At 73.1% G+C, this 15571-nt stretch carries 14 protein-coding genes; 11 read left to right on the forward strand and 3 right to left on the reverse strand.

Features of this window, described 5'->3' with window-relative positions; translation table 11 throughout:
• The first annotated feature begins 351 nt into the window (after window positions 1-351).
• Both ACSMTC_RS07435 and ACSMTC_RS07440 read left to right on the forward strand, forming a co-directional pair.
• Window positions 352-726, forward strand: coding sequence for a hypothetical protein (locus tag ACSMTC_RS07435; protein WP_436558843.1), 375 nt, complete (start codon window positions 352-354; stop codon window positions 724-726).
• A gap of 31 nt (window positions 727-757) precedes the next feature.
• On the forward strand, window positions 758-1087 hold the full coding sequence (locus tag ACSMTC_RS07440) for an ArsR/SmtB family transcription factor (protein WP_436558844.1): 330 nt from the start codon (window positions 758-760) through the stop codon (window positions 1085-1087).
• A 142-nt stretch (window positions 1088-1229) separates the two neighbouring features.
• Here the strand turns inward: ACSMTC_RS07440 and ACSMTC_RS07445 are convergent, their stop codons facing one another.
• Complete coding sequence (locus ACSMTC_RS07445; protein ID WP_436558845.1) at window positions 1230-2396, reverse strand: aminotransferase class V-fold PLP-dependent enzyme; 1167 nt, start codon at window positions 2394-2396, stop codon at window positions 1230-1232.
• 252 nt (window positions 2397-2648) lie between these two features.
• On the opposite strand from ACSMTC_RS07445, the gene ACSMTC_RS07450 reads away from it, so the two are divergent.
• Genes ACSMTC_RS07450 through ACSMTC_RS07470 form a run of 5 tightly spaced genes read left to right on the forward strand, consistent with a single transcriptional unit; the run spans window position 2649 to window position 6343 of the window.
• Window positions 2649-3374 carry a WXG100-like domain-containing protein gene (locus tag ACSMTC_RS07450; protein ID WP_436558846.1) on the forward strand — a complete coding sequence of 242 codons (726 nt, stop codon included), beginning with the start codon at window positions 2649-2651 and terminating at the stop codon, window positions 3372-3374.
• Entirely contained in the window at window positions 3374-4411 is a 1038-nt protein-coding gene (locus ACSMTC_RS07455) for a YwqJ-related putative deaminase (protein ID WP_436558847.1), read from the forward strand. Before ACSMTC_RS07450 ends, ACSMTC_RS07455 begins: the two co-directional genes overlap by 1 nt.
• A 24-nt stretch (window positions 4412-4435) precedes the next feature.
• Window positions 4436-4906, forward strand: coding sequence for an SUKH-3 domain-containing protein (locus tag ACSMTC_RS07460; RefSeq protein ID WP_436558848.1), 471 nt, complete (start codon window positions 4436-4438; stop codon window positions 4904-4906).
• A 1-nt stretch (window position 4907) separates the two neighbouring features.
• The gene (locus ACSMTC_RS07465) at window positions 4908-5342 is read left to right on the forward strand and encodes a YwqJ-related putative deaminase (protein ID WP_436558849.1); all 435 of its coding nucleotides are present in this window, start codon (window positions 4908-4910) and stop codon (window positions 5340-5342) included.
• Window positions 5339-6343, forward strand: coding sequence for an SUKH-3 domain-containing protein (locus ACSMTC_RS07470; protein WP_436558850.1), 1005 nt, complete (start codon window positions 5339-5341; stop codon window positions 6341-6343). Before ACSMTC_RS07465 ends, ACSMTC_RS07470 begins: the two co-directional genes overlap by 4 nt.
• Window positions 6344-6490: 147 nt before the next feature.
• Here the strand turns inward: ACSMTC_RS07470 and ACSMTC_RS07475 are convergent, their stop codons facing one another.
• Window positions 6491-7177 (reverse strand): TetR/AcrR family transcriptional regulator, encoded by a 687-nt coding sequence (locus tag ACSMTC_RS07475; RefSeq protein WP_436558851.1) that lies wholly within the window; start codon window positions 7175-7177, stop codon window positions 6491-6493.
• A 103-nt stretch (window positions 7178-7280) separates the two neighbouring features.
• Between ACSMTC_RS07475 and ACSMTC_RS07480 the strand changes: the two genes are divergently transcribed.
• From ACSMTC_RS07480 to ACSMTC_RS07495, 4 genes are all read left to right on the forward strand, one after another.
• Window positions 7281-8774: an FAD-dependent monooxygenase gene (locus ACSMTC_RS07480; protein WP_436558852.1), complete on the forward strand. Its 1494-nt coding sequence runs from the start codon at window positions 7281-7283 to the stop codon at window positions 8772-8774.
• A gap of 370 nt (window positions 8775-9144) precedes the next feature.
• Window positions 9145-10977 (forward strand): helix-turn-helix domain-containing protein, encoded by a 1833-nt coding sequence (locus ACSMTC_RS07485; RefSeq protein ID WP_436558853.1) that lies wholly within the window; start codon window positions 9145-9147, stop codon window positions 10975-10977.
• A 693-nt stretch (window positions 10978-11670) separates the two neighbouring features.
• Window positions 11671-13119: an aminopeptidase P family protein gene (locus ACSMTC_RS07490; RefSeq protein WP_436558854.1), complete on the forward strand. Its 1449-nt coding sequence runs from the start codon at window positions 11671-11673 to the stop codon at window positions 13117-13119.
• Between the two features lie 99 nt (window positions 13120-13218).
• On the forward strand, window positions 13219-14442 hold the full coding sequence (locus tag ACSMTC_RS07495; RefSeq protein ID WP_436558855.1) for an MFS transporter: 1224 nt from the start codon (window positions 13219-13221) through the stop codon (window positions 14440-14442).
• Window positions 14443-14505: 63 nt separating this feature from the next.
• On the opposite strand, the gene ACSMTC_RS07500 is transcribed toward ACSMTC_RS07495, so the two are convergent.
• Entirely contained in the window at window positions 14506-15546 is a 1041-nt protein-coding gene (locus tag ACSMTC_RS07500; protein WP_436558856.1) for a nitronate monooxygenase, read from the reverse strand.
• Window positions 15547-15571: the final 25 nt, after the last annotated feature.

Here is a 15571-nt window from a genome sequence, read left to right on the forward strand (position 1 = left end):
CCGGCCTGGGCCGGCGTCGGGGCGCAGCGGATGTGGTTGATGTGGTGGTCGAGCATCTCAGCCTGAGATTACCCGTCGCAGGTGACATCGATAGCACTGTTTTCCGGTGCGGGGCCCCGGCGGAGCGCTGGGCGACCCGCTGCTGTCACGGCGGTGCGGAGCGTCACCGTTTAATCGGATTCACAGTTGCAGATGTCATCAAGTGATCAATTCGGCACAGTTGATTCGGATGCTTTCGATCGGTTTCGGTCGGTTCCTCTCATTCACCGTGCCCCGGTGGGCTGCTCCCTACAGTCGGACACCGAGCCCACCGGATGGGGAACGGGCTCGTCCGCAACGGGAGGAACCTCGATGTCAAACCTGGAGACCGCGCTCAAGGACGCCATGAGCATCGACGGCGCGATCGGGGTGGCGCTGGTGGACTACAGCAGCGGCATGGCCCTCGGCACGCTCGGTGACAACACCGAGCTCGACGTCAACGTCGCCGCCGCGGGCAACACCGATCTGGTCCGCGCCAAGATGCGCACGATGGAGATGCTCGGGCTGCTCGACAACGAGATCGAGGACATCCTGATCACCCTCAGCACCCAGTACCACCTGATCAGGCCGCTCACCACGCAGAGCAGCCGGGGCCTGTTCCTCTACCTCGCGCTCAACCGCGGCCGGGCCAACCTGGCGATGGCCCGGCACCAGCTGCGGCGCATCGAGACCGGCCTGGAGATCTGACCGGTCCACCGACCCGAGAAGGGAGCGCCGCATGCCGGTACCGCTGCACCAGGCCAAGGCCGAGTTCTTCCGGATGCTCGGCCACCCGGTCCGGATCCGGGTGCTGGAGCTGCTCCAGAACGGTCCCACCCCGGTCCGCGGCCTGTTGGCCGCGCTGGACATCGAACCGTCCAACCTCTCCCAGCAGTTGGCCCAGCTGCGCCGGTACGGGCTGGTGACGGCCACCCGGGAGGGCTCCACCGTGGTGTACTCGCTGGCCGGGGCGGACGTCGCCGAACTGCTGCGGGCGGCCCGGCGGATCCTCACCGAACTGCTCGCCGACCAGGGCACCCTGCTCGCCGAACTCCGGGCGGCGGAGTAGGGCGTCCCGGTGGGCACGATCGACGCGGGACGGCGCGGAGCCGGGCGTCCCGGCCACCGCGGTCGGCCGATCGCGGGCCGGGGTTCGGAATCCGGTCCAGGTCCCGCCACGCGTGCGTGCCGCCGGGATGCGGCAAGCCCCCTCAGGTCCGCAGCAGTTCGCCGATCCCCTCCGCCAGCCGCAGGTACTCCTCCGCGCGGTTGTAGACCTGGGCACTGATCCGCAGCACCCCGCCACCCGGCCAACGGGTCACCGCCACCCGGGTGTCCAGCCGCCGCCGGATCTCCGCTCGCAGCTCCTCCACATCCGGTCCGGTCTCGGCGCGGCCGGCCGGCAGCCGGAACGCTCGCATGGCCAGCCCCGGCATCGAGGGCAGTTCACCAAGCCCGGCCCGGCCCGCCAGCAGCCGTCCGCCGTAGGCGGCGAGGGCCTCGTTGTGCGCGCGCACCCGGTCGGCACCGAGCCGCTCCAGCAGGTCGAACCCGGCCGGCGCGGCCAGCCAGGGGGTGTAGTCACAGGTGCCGCGCCACTCGACGTGGCCGGGGAAGCCCCGGTCGTGCTCCCAGGAGAGCATCAGCGGCCGGACCCGCGGCCGCCACCGGTCGCGGACCGCGAGCACGGCGGTGGCGCGCGGGGTGAAGGCCCACTTGTGCAGGTTGCCCATCCAGAAGTCCGCACCGCCCGCCGCACCGCCGAGGTCCACCGGCAGGTGCCCGGGTGCGTGTGCGGCGTCCACCACGGTGACCACTCCGCGTTCGGCCAGCGCGGCGAGCAGGCCCGGGGTGGCGATCTGGCGGGCGGTGGGCGAGGTGACCAGATCGAGCACGGCGACCCTGGTGCGCTCCCCCACCGCCGCCAGTACCCGTTCGGCCACACCGTCCGTGTCCGGGGTGTCGAGCGGGATCGTGGCCGTGCACACCTTGGCGCCGGTCTCGGCGGCACGGCGCTCCGCCGCCCGGACCACCGCGCCGTAGCCGTGATCGGTCACCAGGATCTCGTCCCCCTCGGCGAGCGGTAGCGACTCCAGGACCACCGCGATGCCCTCGGTGACGTTGGTGAGCAGCGCCAGCCGGTCCGGGTGGCCGCCGAGCGCGGCGGCGATCCGGGCACGTGCGCGGCCGATCCGCTCGGGGAGATCGGCGAAGAAGCCGTCCGGGTCCTGCTCCTGTTCGACCCGCAGCCGTGCCTGGGCCCGCTGGACGGGCAGCGGCACGGCGCCGTAGGAGCCGTGGTTGAGGTGTGCGACGGCGGGGTCCAGGCTGAACAGGTCCCTGGTCCCCGGCATCGGCACGGGCGGTACCTCGGTCATGGCTTCACCAGATCTCTGACGACATGTCGTTCACTCGCGTTGAGCGCGGTACTCATACCCGGTGTTCCGATGATTCCACCGCACCGGGGGCCCGCGGGGCCGGCGGTAGGGTCCGACGTAGCATCAGTTCGCCTGACCGGTCATCCGAGATCGCCAGTGTGGAAAGCATCACCCCGCCGGTGACCTGCACACTCTTCCGTTCGAGCGCATTGACCGGTTACGGTCACTACGGCTGCGAAGGGGTGGGGTTTCATGGCGATCGAGCTACCTGAAGAGGTGGTGTCGTTCCTTCAGATCATCGGGATTAACTGGCCCGACATCAATGAGGATCACGTACGCGAAATGGGCTCCCACGTCAGGGAGTTCGCGGACAAGGTGGACAGCACGCACCAGGACGCGACGGCCACCGTGCACCAACTGGCCGAGGCCTACCAGGGGAAGTCCTACGAGTCCCTGGTCGCGGCCTGGTCGCACATGTCGGACTCTCACATGACCGAAATGGTCCAGGCCTGCCATGTGCTGGCCACCGCGCTCGACGTGGCGGCCGACGTGATCATCGGGCTGAAGGGTGCGGCGATCGCCGAACTGATCGGCCTGGCCGTCTCCTTCGTGGCCGACCAGGCCGCCGCGGTGCTGACCTTCGGTCTGGCGGAGGCCGCCGAGGTCCTGATCATCAAGGCCGCCGAGGCCGCCGTGGACTACCTGGAGCAGCAGGTGATCCAGCACATCATGGGCGAAGTGATCGAGAAGGCGGTCGAACCGCTGCTGGACGTGGTCGGCAACGCGATAGGCGGGCTGCTCTACCAGGCCGCCGCCGACGCGCTCGGCGTGCCCGCCGGGGGCGCGGGCGCCGGTACCCAGTTCATGGTCAACCCGGAGGTGCTCAGCCGGCACGCGGAGACCATGTCCCAGCACGCGCAGGCGATCGCCGGCCATGCCGATGAGCTCTGCACCCGGATTTCGGCGGTGAGCTTCTGATGGGCAAGCGGGGCGGCGCTCTCAACAAGGCGATGCAGGAAGTCCAGAAGAAGGCCGTCGAAGCCGTCGAAAAGGGCGGCAAGGCGATCCACAACCACTACTCCGAAACCTCCACCGGTCTGAAGAAGGTGGGCGAGGACACCCACAAGACCGACCTGCACCACCACGACGAGTTCAACAAGCTCGCCAAGGGGGACGGCGAGGGCGACTGGCAGCCCGTCACGAACAAGAAGGGGCAGGCCAAGTCCAACGCGGGCGGCAACGGCTCCGGAGCGAAGGACGAGGACGACTGGCAGCCCGTCACGAACAAGAAGGGGAAGAACAAGGCCAACGCGGGCGGCAACGGCTCCGGAGGGAAGGACGGCGGCGACTGGCACCCCGGCAAGGGCGGCGACGAGGGCGAGTCCAAGCGTCCGGCCGGAGGTGGCGGCAACGGACCGGGCGGAAGCGGCAACAGCAGGCCTGTCAGGCCGGTGTCGGACTGGCACGGCAAGACCGCCCGCGGCAAGCTCCGCGACCAGGGGAGCATCCGCAATGTGGGCGACCTCTCCGCCGAGGAGCGGCTGGCCACTCTCAAGCAGGAGTCGGCGGACCTGGCGGACAAGGTCAGGGACAACGACAGGATGGTCAGGAAACCCGGCTGTGCGGGCAGCTTCGACCACAACGGTGACGTCACGTCCCACACCAGCATCAGGAACGTCGCGGAGAACGCCAGGCTGCCGTACGAGCACCCCACCATGACCACGGCGCTGGCCGAGGTCAAGGCCTCCGGTGCCCGGATCGGTGCCGGCCACGGCAGGTGCGCCGAGGTGGGGCTGATCAGCGACCGCCTGCACCGCCTGCAGCAGGACGGGGTCGACGTCAGCACGGTCGCCAAGGCCAAGCAACAGCTGCAAGGCGGCAAGATGTACACCGTGCAGATAGGTGACATGCAGGACCTCGAGGGCAACATCACCAGCAGCCACGGCTCCTACAAGAGGCCCTGCCCCACCTGCGGCCCCCTGCTGAGGAAGTTCGGCATCCACGCCCAGCGCTGACCACCGATAGATCGGAACGGACCCATGTCCCCCACCCCCACCCCGCACGACACCGAGGCGTGGCTCACCGCCCACGGCTGGTCGGCCACGCGCGACATCGGTGCGCGTGCCGACGAGCTGATCGCCGCGCGGGTCCAGAACGCCGAGAAGCAGGGCGAGTCGCTCGTCCCGTTCGCCGCGGCAGCCTACTTCCTGCGCTCCTTCGGCGAGCTGACCCTGCCGCTGGACGAGGACATCGACCTGCTGCTGACCCCCGCCTACGGCTGGAACGGCGACGCGGCCGAGATCGCCGAGCTGGCCGGCCTGCTGGGCGAGCCGCTCTTCCCGGTCGGCTTCGAGACCGGTGAGAACGGCCAGTTGCTGGTCAGCACCCGCGGCCGCTTCTTCTACCTGCACGAAAGCGGCTGCTACTACCTGGGCGAGAGCGCCCTGGAGGCGCTCGGCCAGCGCCTCGGCGGTGGGCAGATGCGCGGTGCGAGGGAGTTCTATGTCTGACATGTCCGATACGCCTGGCACGGCAGCCGGGGGTTCGCCGTGGGAGTCCCCCGGCGAGCTGCCCGCCGTCGCCTCCTCGCTGCTGATCGGTGACCAGATCATCAGCCAGACCAGCGTGACCGGCGACGGCGAGCCGGACCTGCACCCGGCCGTGCGGGCCTTCCTGGCCGCACTGCCACCCTCGCAGCGTGAACCGTTCGCCACGCGATGTGCGGAAGTCCTGCTGGTCTCCGACCAGTTCTGGTACCTGGACTCCGAACGCTCCGACGGGAGCGGCACCACCGTGGCCCGGGCACTGCCGCACTTCGCCGGGAGCGCGATCATCAGCCGGGCGATCCGCCCGGTGGGCGACCCCGAGCACGGGCGGGAAGTCCGGCCCTGCCGCTCCTGCGCCGCACTGCTGACGGAGCTCGGTGTGAAGGTGGTCTCACCTTGACCGACCGCTTCCCCTCACCCGGCCTGCGCGAGGCGCTGACCGCAGCCGGATGGTCGCCGGGGCGCCAGGCCGGACCTCAGGCGCGCCGGGAGCTGCTGGTCGCGGCCGCCCTGACCGCGTCCTCCGGCCCGGCCAGGGAGCTCTTCCCGGCCGCCGAACGGCTGCTCGGCGAGTTCTCCGGACTGGCACTGCGGGCCGCCGGACCGGGCGAGGAGGTCGCCGCGCACTCCTGCCTGATCGATCCGGGCGAGGCCCGGTTCGCCGGGGACGCGGTCACCGCACTCGCCGGACGGCTCGGCACACCCGCCTTCCCGATCGGCCGCAGCGGCGGGTCCGCGCTGGCCGTGGACATCCACGGCCGGCTCTTCCGCCAGGGCCAGGGCGACTGGTGGTTCCTCGGCGCCACACCGCTGGAGGGGCTCGCCCGGCTGGTCGAGGGCTACGCCCCGGCCCGGGTCTCCGCCGACGGGCGCTGGGCCGCGCTCGCCCCGCTTCCCCGCGAAGTCGGCCGCCACGACTGGACCGAGACGGGCGCCGACGGTGCCGACCCACTGGCCGGGGCGCTGCGCACCGCCATGGTGGCCGCGTTCCTGCTGCACCGGCACGGGCTGCTGGCGACCCGTCTGCTGCGCCTCACCGTGGCGGGCGCGGAGCCGAGCCGTCCGCTGCTGGACCGGGTGTTCCCGCTCGGTACGGGCAGCCTGGACCAGCACGCCGCCCAGATCACCGAGGCGCTCAAACTGCCGGCCGGCCCGGAACCACTGGTCCGGGTGCGGGCGCGGCTCACCGGGACGGCGCCGGCCGCCCCCGACGGCCCGGCGGACGAGCCGAGCAGCGGCTGGGACTGCCTGGCCACCGTCTCCCCCGCAGGGCGGCACGAGGTCGTACTGCGTCACCGCACTCCGGCGGAGGCGCAAGTCCCCGCCACCGCCGCTCAGGCGGTCACCGCCGGACTGGCCGCCTATGCCGCGTCCCGTTCGACCACGGCCGGCCCGGCCTGAGCGAACGTTCGGCCGCGATCCGGGCCGCCGCGTGCTTCCCCGCCGAGGACCCGAGCGGTGTCACGCGGCGGCGCCGCCCGGTTCCGTCCACCCGGCCGGCCCGTCGCAGGGGTGACCACCACTCCGCGGAGCACGCTCCGACGGAGGTCAGTAGCCGTACGCCGACGCACCCGAGGCCAGCAGGGTGAAGGCCGTCCCGGCGTCGGCGACCGCCCCGTCGGCGGCCTCGGGCAGCGGCATGCCCGAGGCCAGACGGGACCAGTTGCGGTACGCCAGGGCGTGGTGCACGGCGAGGTACTGGGCCGCCAGCAGCCGGGCGGTCAGCTCCGGCGCCCCGCCGCCGGCCCCGGCGACCGCCCCGGCCACCGCCCCGCCACCGCTCCCGGCGACCGCCCCGGCCAGGGCCTCGGCCAGGGCGTCCGTGTCGGCGGCGATGAAGCCGAGCAGGTGCGAGGAGAGGCTGGGCGTCTCGTACACCAGGCGGCGGAAGGCCAGCACCTCGGGATCCGCGCACAGGCCGGTGACCGGGTCGCGTTCGGCCAGCCGGTCGAGGAAGTGCCGCCGCAGGGCCGCCAGCGGACCCTCCCCGGCCCGCCGGGCCCGGACCACCCGGCCCGACTCGCCCTGGTGGTCGGAGAACCGGTGCAGGACCAGGTCCTCCTTGGCCGGGAAGTACCGGAACAGGGTGGGCTTGGAGACCTCGGCCGCCGCCGCGATCTCGGCCACCGAGACCCGGTCGAACCCGTTGGCCAGGAAGAGTCCGATCGCGGCGTCGGCGATCGCCTGGCGGGTGCGTTCCTTCTTGAGGGTCCGCAGACCTCCGGCTTCGCTCATCCGACGATCCTAACCCGGGAACTTTTGTTACTCGGTTGCGTTTCTTACCCGGTTGCGATTGCATGGCCGCACCAACAGGGTTTCCGGGGGAGGGAGCAGCAACATGCCAACCGTGCTGATCGTGGGGGCCGGGCCGACCGGCCTCACACTGGCGTGCAGCCTAGCCAGGCAGGGGGTCGGCGTCAGGATCATCGAGAGGTCGCCGGCGTTCCACACCGGCTCCCGCGGCAAGGGGCTCAATCCGCGCAGCATCGAGGTGCTGGCCGACTTCGGCCTCGCCGAGCGGGTGCGGGGCTCCGGGCGCGACCGCGAGGTGTTCCGCAAGTACTTCGACGGAAGGTTCGTCACCGACACCGACCCGAACGAGGGCCTGCGCCCGACGCCCGACGCCCCGTACGAGCGCGGGGTGTTCCTGCCGCAGACCACCGTGGAGCGGATCCTGCGGGAGCGGCTCGCCGAGTACCGGGTCGAGGTGGAACTGGGCCGCGAGCTGGCCGGGTTCGAGCAGGACGAGGCGCGGGTCACCGCCCGGCTCGCCGACGGCGAGCGGATCACCGCGGACTATCTGGTGGGCTGCGACGGCGGGCGCAGCACCGTCCGCAAGCGGCTGGGCATCGCCTTCGAGGGGTCCGGCGATCCGGAGACCGCGATGGTGGTCGGCGACGTCGAGCTGGAAGGACTCGAACGCGGTTACTGGCACCAGTGGTTCGGGGCGAAGGGCGCCCTGCTGCTCTATCCGTTCGCGGGCAGCGACAGCTGGCAGTTCCAGGCCAACCCGGAGCTGGACGCGCTGGGGCGGGTCGTCGAACCCTCGCTGGAGAGCTTCCAGCGCATCGTCGAGCTGCACACCGGCCGCACCGATCTGCGGGTGCGCAGCGCGAGTTGGCTCTCCACCTGGCGGGTCAACGTCCGGCTGGCGGAGCGCTACCGGGTCGGCCGGGTGCTGCTGGCCGGGGACTCCGCCCATGTCCACCCGATCGCCGGCGGACTCGGCATGAACACCGGTATCCAGGACGCCTGGAACCTCGGGTGGAAGCTGGCGTACGTCCTCACCGGCCAGGCCGGTCCCGGGCTGATCGACACCTACCAGGAGGAGCGGCGGCCGATCGCCGCCCGCACGCTGGACATCACCACGACCGCGATGAACGCCGTCACCGAGCGCACCCGCACACCCGGCGTCGGCGTCGAGGTGGTCCGTTCCGACGACACCAGCGGGCTCGGGATCGGCTACCGCTGGAGCAGCCTGGCGGCGGACGGGCTCGGCGGCGCCCTGCGGGCGGGCGACCGGGCGCCGGACGCCCCGCTGACGGACGGCGAAGGCCATCCCGTCCGGCTCTTCGACCTGTTCGCGGGCGGCCACTTCACCCTGCTCTCGTTCGGCCGGCCGGCCCCGCGACTCGACGGCCCGGTAAGGAGTTTCGCCATCGACGCGGGCGCCGGCTCGCTGCACGACGGGGACGGGCACGCCCGCCGCGCGTACGGCATCGAGGGCGAGGCACTGGTCCTGGTCCGTCCGGACAACCACCTCGCGCTGACGGCCCGGGCGGACGACCGGGAGGCGGTCCCCGGCTACCTGCGCCGGCTGCGTGGACTCTGAGACCGGCAGCCGTTCCTGAGACCCTGTCGGCTTTCCGCCCTGTCCGCCCTTCTGCGTACGATCGGTTCAGGTCACCGTGCGACCGGGTCGCCCGGTGGCAGCGGGCGGACGGGTGCGGTGAGCGGGGAGGGAACAGGTGCCCACGGTCGGTTCTTTGGCCGGGATGGCGGAGCTGGGGCTGGCGTTCGCGGCGGGTGCCGCCGGGCGCGGAGCGGGGCGGGCGGTGGTCGGCGTGGCGTTCACGCCGGACGGCGGCCACAGCCCGTCCGGGAGCGGTCCGACAGAGCCCTCAAACCCGGCGGGGTCCTCAGGCCCGACGGAACCCTCAAGCCCGGTGCCGCCCGCGCACCTCGCGAGCCCCGCGCACCCCGTGGATCCCACTGACCTCACCGCTCCGGACCTCGCGGACAGACTGGTGCGGATCGAGCCGGGCACGGGCGGCTGGGCCGGGCAGCCGAGGCCGGCGGAGGTGGCCGTCGGCCGGTTCGCCGCGGCCGGGGTGGCGGCGCTGGTCTTCCTCGCCGATCGGCCCGGTGAGGTGCCGGCCGCCCTGGCCGAAGCCGCGGCACGGCACGGTGTGGCCCTGCTGACGGTCTCCCCCGGGGCTTCCTGGGTGCGGATCACGCAGGTGATCGGCGACGAGCGGCTGCGCGAGACCCGGCAGCGGCTCGCCGAGTTGGAGCAACTCCTCGCCCTGGCAGGGGAACAGGGTGCGGAGGACCGGGCGGAACAGCTGGTCACCTGGCTTGCCCGCGCGGTCGGCGGCGTGGCCGTCCTGACCGGCGGACACCCCGGCTTCGGCCGGCTCGCCTCCTCGGCCGAGGCGTTCCAGGCGCTGGCCGGTGCCCGGGAGGTCGGCGCGGAGGTGGCGGAGGGACGCCTCGACTCGGCCTCGATCGACGACGGCGAGCTGCGGATCCGGGTACGGGCGGTCGGACGCAGCCGCCCGTACCCGGTCCTGACGGTCGGCCGGACCACCCCCTTCGACACCCGCAGCCGCGCACTGATCGCGCACACCGCCGAACTGCTGGCGCCGGTCCTGCGGCTCAGGTCGGCAGCGGCGGACCGCGAGCGCCTGGGCGAGGTGGCGGCGGCACTGCGGGTCGCGGTGTTCCAGCTGCTGATGGGCGGCGAGGTGACGCTGGCCCAGCGGACGGCCGAGGGGCTGTCCCGAGGACTGCTGGACGCGGAGAGCGCCCGGGTGTACGTCCTGGAGGGTCCCTCCGCCGAGCGCGGCCGGCTGGCGCTGGAGTGCGCGCGGGCCACCGAGGGCCGGGCACTGGTGGTCCGCTGCCCGGCCTACGACCAGCATCTGATCATCGTCGCCCCGCTGAGGAGCCGCCCGGCCGCCGGCCCGGATCACGGGGACGGGTGGGATCCGGTGGGTACCACGCTGCGCGGCTTCGTCGCCCGGCACCCCCAGCGCTACCTGGGCGGCAGCACCGTACTCCCGCTGGCGCAGACCGCCGGCTCGTACGGCGACGCCGCCCGCGCCCTGGCGGTGGCCCGGCTGCGACCGAGCCGTTCGGCCCTGTACGCGGCGGAGAGCCGGCTCGTCCAGGTCCTCGACCCCCTGACGGCGGCCGGCTGGGCGGGCGGACTGCTGCGTCCGCTGCACACGCTGCCCTACCCGAGCCAGGACCAGATGCTCGGCACCCTGCACCTCGGTCTGGAGTTCCCGGCCACCAGCGCCGCGAAGATCCTCGGCGTCAGCCGCAACACCGTCCGCGCCCGCCTCGACCGGGCGGCTCACCTCCTCGGCCTGGACCTCGCCGGGCTGCGCGGACGGGCGGTACTGCACCTGGCCCTGCACGCCTGCTCGACGGCCGTTCCGGACCGGCCCCGCGACACCCCGCGCCACCCGGTTCCGGGGCCGCCCGTGCGGCTGACCGACGTCCTCTCCGGCGCGGGCGCCCGGACCTGGGCGGAAGCCCTGCTCCGCCGCCTCGCCGAGGACACCCGCGACCTGCGGGACACCCTGCTGACCTGGCTGGCCGCCGACGCGAGCGTCGAGCGGGCCGCCCGGCGGCTGGACCTGCACCCGCAGACCATACGCGAGCACCTGCGCAGCGCCGAGCGGCTGCTCCAGCGCCAACTGCTCTCGGGGGGCGGCGGTCTGTACGAGACCGCGCTCGCCTTCGCCGTCCTGGGCGAACTGGAACTCGGCGAACCCGCGCCCACCGGGGGGCCGAGCCCGGCCTGACCCGGACTCCGGGGCCCGCGGGTCGCACGGCGACCGTGCACCGGTGACAGTCGCCAACCCTTCGACCGTGCATCGGTGCGGTACCGCCGACCTGGGCAACCGTCCTAGAGTCATCGCATCGGCCGCCTCGGGGGACGGCCGATCGCACACTCACCGGGTGGGGCACCCACCGCTGTCGACCTCGGGTCGCCAACCCCGTCCGGTGGCAGAGGTGCTCACCAGGCGCCGTCCGCTGCCCACACCGCGGACGCCCTGGTGAGCGACGGGCCCTGTGGGGCCGTCCTGCCGGCCGACGCCCGCCCGGACGGCCCCGCCTCCCGTACGATCCCCTGGCGTGTCCGGCCTCCGGCACCGAGGCGGACCGACGGGCCCTCCTCCGGGAGGCCTCCGGTGTGCGGGGATCCTCCAACCGGCCGGGCGGGCCTCCGAGTCCAGGACGCGGGGTCGCCATCACCATGCCGTCGCGTCAGGGCCCTTGGAGCGAGACCCTGTTCCGGATCGCCGACCCCAACCCGGTCGTTCGCAGCGGCAGTCGGGCCCGTGGGGTCTAGCAGCCATGGAATGTGACCCGTAACATAGCAATGTGAAATTGCATAGGCAGTGGGAGTCCGGCCTGCCATCGAGCCGCTCCGACCGGACGCCAACTCCCGCGCGCCGCACGGAAGAAAGCCGTAACCGAGAAGGGAATCAGCGGTGACCACCGACCCCGGCCTCCACACCGGCAGCCATGACCTCCCCGTCAGCCCCGCCCTGGACGCCTTCATGGGGACCGGTTGGGCCCCCACCCCGATCCCGGCGGACCAGCGCGTGGCGGCCCACCACGTCACCCCGGCCCGCCGGGCCCGGCTCGCCGCCGCCTTCCCGGGCGAGCGACTGCTCGTCCCCGCCGGGCAGTTGAAGGTCCGCAGCAACGACTGCGACTACCGGTTCCGCCCGCACAGCGCCTATGCCCACCTCACCGGACTGACCGGCGAGGACCAGGCCGGGCACGTCCTGGTGCTCGAACCCGACGGCGAGGCCGTGCTCTACGCGCGCCCGCGCTCCCCCCGTGGCGGGGCGGATCCGCGCCACGCCGAGTTCTACCGTGACCGCCGCTACGGCGAGTTCTGGGTCGGCCGCCGCCCGGAGCTGGCCGAGACCGAGCAGCTCAGCGGTATCCGCACCGTCCATCTGGACGGCCTCGCCGGGCTGCTGGCCAGGACCGGGCAGCCGACCCGGCTGCTCGCCGGGGTCGATCCGCAGCTGGACGCCGCCCTCGGCCGGCCCGGCGGGCCCGAGGACGCCGCACTCGCCGCCGCACTCTCCGAACTGCGGCTGGTCAAGGACCCCTGGGAGGTACGGCAGCTCCAGCTCTCCGTCGACCACACCACCGCCGGCTTCGAGGACGTCGTCCGTGCCCTGCCGACCGCACTGCGCCACGGGCGCGGTGAGCGCTGGCTGGAGGGGACGTTCAACCTGCGCGCCCGCGCCGAGGGCAACGGCACCGGCTTCGAGACCATCGTCGCCTCCGGCGCGCACGCCTGCGTCCTGCACTGGACCCGCAACGACGGCCCGCTCGAAGGCGGCCGACTCCTGCTGCTGGACGCGGGCGTGGAGACCGACACCCTCTACACCGCCGACATCACCCGCACCCTCCCGCTCGGCGGCACCTTCTCCCCCGTCCAGCGGGACGTCTACCAACTGGTGCTGGCCGCCCAGGAGGCCGCCATCGCCACCCTGAAGCCCGGCGCCTGCTTCCGCGACTTCCACCGGGCCGCCATGCGGGTGATCGCCGAAGGACTGGCCGAATGGGGTGTGCTCCGGGTGTCCGCCGAGGAGGCGCTGCGCGAGGACTCCGGCCTCTACCGCCGCTACACCCTCTGCAGCAGCGGCCACATGCTCGGCCTGGACCTCCACGACTGCGCGAAGGCCCGGGCCGGGACCTACCTCGACGGAGTACTCGAGGAAGGCATGGTCCTCACCGTCGAACCCGGTCTCTACCTCCAGCCCGACGACGAGACCCTGCCCGTCGAACTGCGCGGCATCGGCGTCCGGATCGAGGACGACCTCGTCATCACCGCCGACGGCGCCCGTCTGATGTCGGGGGCACTGCCGCGCACCATCCCCGACATCGAGGAGTGGATGGGCACTCTGATGTCCTGACGCACCGTCATATCGCACTGGCGGCAGGCCAAGACGCCCTGCTAGAGTGGGCGTGTCAGCCTTCGGCGCGCCCAGTGTGCGGCTCCGGAGGCTTTTTTCATGCCTTCTGACTCCTCCGCCCACACCGCGCGCGCCGCCGGCGGCTACCTCGACCTGCTCCGCAACGGCGAGTTCGCCGGCCTGTACGCCGGCTTCACGCTGACGGCCGCCGCGAACGCCCTGTCGGGCTTCGCACTCGGCACCCTGGTCGACCAGCGGACCCACTCCCCGTTCCTGACCGCCGTGAGCATGTACGGCGCCACGTTCGCCTCGGTGCTCGGCGCGCTGACACTGATGTCGGTCGCGGACGGCAGCCGTCCGCGCCGGACCATCGTCACGCTCCAGTCCGTCTCGCTGGCGGGTGTCGCGGCGCAGGCTGTCCCGGGGCTGCCGCTGGCGGCCCGGTTCGCTCTGCTGCTGGTCATGGGGTTCTTCCAGTCCCTGGGGACCGGTGCGCGCATGGGGCTGCTCGCCGAGGTGGTACCGGGCTCCGCCTATGCGCCGGCCCGGTCGCTGATGAACATCACCTCGGGTGGCATGGCGATCCTGGGCTATGCCGCCGGCGCCTCGCTGCTGCGGTATCTCAGCCCCCAGGGGCTCTTCGCCGTCGCCGCGGTCCTGACCGGACTCGCGCTGGCCGCGGTGGCGACCACGGTCCGGGAGCACTCGATCCGCCTCACCCACCGTCCCGGACTGCGGCAGACCTGGTCGGCGAACGCCGCGCTCCTCGCCCACTCCGGGCAGCGGGCGCTGCTGCTGAACCTGTGGGTGCCCAACGGCCTGGTAGTGGGCTGCGAGGCCCTGCTGATCTCCTACGACCCGGGCCACGCCGGCACGCTCCTGGCCGCCGGATCGGCGGGCATGCTGCTCGGCGACCTGACCGTCGGCCGGCTGCTCGACGCCGACCGGCGGCGCCGCTGTGCGTTCGCCCTGCGACTGCTGCTCGCCGCCCCGTACCTGGTGTTCGCGCTCCACCCGCCCGTCCTGGTCCTGACGGCCTCGGTGTTCGCCGCCAGTGCCGGGTTCGCGGCCACCCTGCCCCTGCAGGAGCGGCTTCTCGAACTGACCCCGGAACCGGTGCGCGGCCAGGTCCAGGGTGTCGAGTCGGCCGGCCGGATGACCTGGCAGGGCCTCGGCGCCGCGATCGCCGGCGGCGCCGCCCAGTACCTCGCCCCCGGCACCACGATCGCGGCCGTCGCCGCGCTCTCCGTCGCCGTCACCGTCCTCTCCCGGCCGCTGGTGGTACGCGCCCGCACCGTCGGCGTGGGGCGGGCCGGCGCGTAGGAGTGGCCGGCGGCAGGGAAGCCGGGCCCTACCGCCGGCCGGCCCCAGGCGGGCCCCCGGGCCCTACCGGGCCGCCACCGCCTCCGCCCACAGCTCCCGGGTGATCTCCGCCGCCGGTCCGCTCCGGGCCAGCGCGTGGGCGGTACCGGCCCACAGGTGCATCCAGTCCAGGTCGCCCCGCGCCGTGGCCGCGGCCCGCAGCGGGCGGGTGAGGTGGTGCAGCTCGGGGTAGGCGACGGGCGCGTACGGCTCGTAGCGGTCGATGAAGGCGTTGCGCAGCCCGCGTGCCGGACGCCCGGTGAACACCCTGGTCACGGCCGTCTCGGCGAAACGCTCGTCCACCAGCGCCGCCCGGTACGGCGCGTTCGCACCCGACTCGTCGCTGCGCAGGAAAGCCGTCCCCAGCTGCACCGCCGACGCACCGGCCGCCAGCGCGGCGGCGATCGCCGCGCCGTCACCCAGACCGCCGGCCGCGATCAGCGGCAGCTCTGTCTCCTTGCCCACCGTGGCCAGCAGTTCGAGCAGCGGCACCTCCCCCGGTCGGTCCTGGGCCCGGTGGGTGGCCCGGTGACCGCCCGCCTCCGGTCCCTGCACGGCCAGCGCGTCCAGGCCCAACCCGGCTGCCGCGCGGGCCTCTTCGACCGAGGTCACGGTCCCGATCTGCCAACTGCCCACCGCCCGCAGCGCCGCCACCTCCTCGGCGCTCGGCAGCCCGAAGGTGTACGAGACCACCGGGACCGGGTCGGCGAGCAGCGCCTCGATCTTGGCGTCCCAGTCGTCCCGGTCCGGCGCGATCCGCTCGGGCAGCTCGACGCCGAACCGCTCGGCCTCCGGGCGCAGCCGCTCCCGGTAGGCGGCCACCGCCGCCGGGTCGGCGGGCCCGGCGGGTACGAACAGGTTCATCCCGAACGGGCGGTCGCTCAACTCACGCAGCCGACGGACCTGTTCGGCCATCGCCTGGGCCGTCAGATAGCCGGCCGCCAGGAACCCCGTACCCCCGGCGCCGCTCACCGCCGCTACCAGCTCGGGTGTGGTGGCACCGCCGGCCATCGGCGCCACCACCACCGGAACCTCAAGCCGCTTCAGCACATCCGCCACCGCCATGCCTCCCTCGTCCGGCCTCCGTCCG

Origin of the sequence: Kitasatospora sp. HPM-01-4, assembly GCF_051374625.1 — a bacterium.
Lineage (GTDB): Bacteria > Actinomycetota > Actinomycetes > Streptomycetales > Streptomycetaceae > Kitasatospora.

Excerpts from the sequence above, each read along its gene's own strand:
- ACSMTC_RS07435 (WP_436558843.1), top strand. The coding sequence starts at position 352 with ATGTCAAACCTGGAGACCGCGCTCAAGGACGCCATGAGCATCGACGGC.
- ACSMTC_RS07440 (WP_436558844.1), top strand. The coding sequence starts at position 758 with ATGCCGGTACCGCTGCACCAGGCCAAGGCCGAGTTCTTCCGGATGCTC.
- ACSMTC_RS07445 (WP_436558845.1), bottom strand. The coding sequence starts at position 2,396 with ATGACCGAGGTACCGCCCGTGCCGATGCCGGGGACCAGGGACCTGTTC.
- ACSMTC_RS07450 (WP_436558846.1), top strand. The coding sequence starts at position 2,649 with ATGGCGATCGAGCTACCTGAAGAGGTGGTGTCGTTCCTTCAGATCATC.
- ACSMTC_RS07455 (WP_436558847.1), top strand. The coding sequence starts at position 3,374 with ATGGGCAAGCGGGGCGGCGCTCTCAACAAGGCGATGCAGGAAGTCCAG.
- ACSMTC_RS07460 (WP_436558848.1), top strand. The coding sequence starts at position 4,436 with ATGTCCCCCACCCCCACCCCGCACGACACCGAGGCGTGGCTCACCGCC.
- ACSMTC_RS07465 (WP_436558849.1), top strand. The coding sequence starts at position 4,908 with ATGTCCGATACGCCTGGCACGGCAGCCGGGGGTTCGCCGTGGGAGTCC.
- ACSMTC_RS07475 (WP_436558851.1), bottom strand. The coding sequence starts at position 7,177 with ATGAGCGAAGCCGGAGGTCTGCGGACCCTCAAGAAGGAACGCACCCGC.
- ACSMTC_RS07480 (WP_436558852.1), top strand. The coding sequence starts at position 7,281 with ATGCCAACCGTGCTGATCGTGGGGGCCGGGCCGACCGGCCTCACACTG.
- ACSMTC_RS07495 (WP_436558855.1), top strand. The coding sequence starts at position 13,219 with ATGCCTTCTGACTCCTCCGCCCACACCGCGCGCGCCGCCGGCGGCTAC.
- ACSMTC_RS07500 (WP_436558856.1), bottom strand. The coding sequence starts at position 15,546 with ATGGCGGTGGCGGATGTGCTGAAGCGGCTTGAGGTTCCGGTGGTGGTG.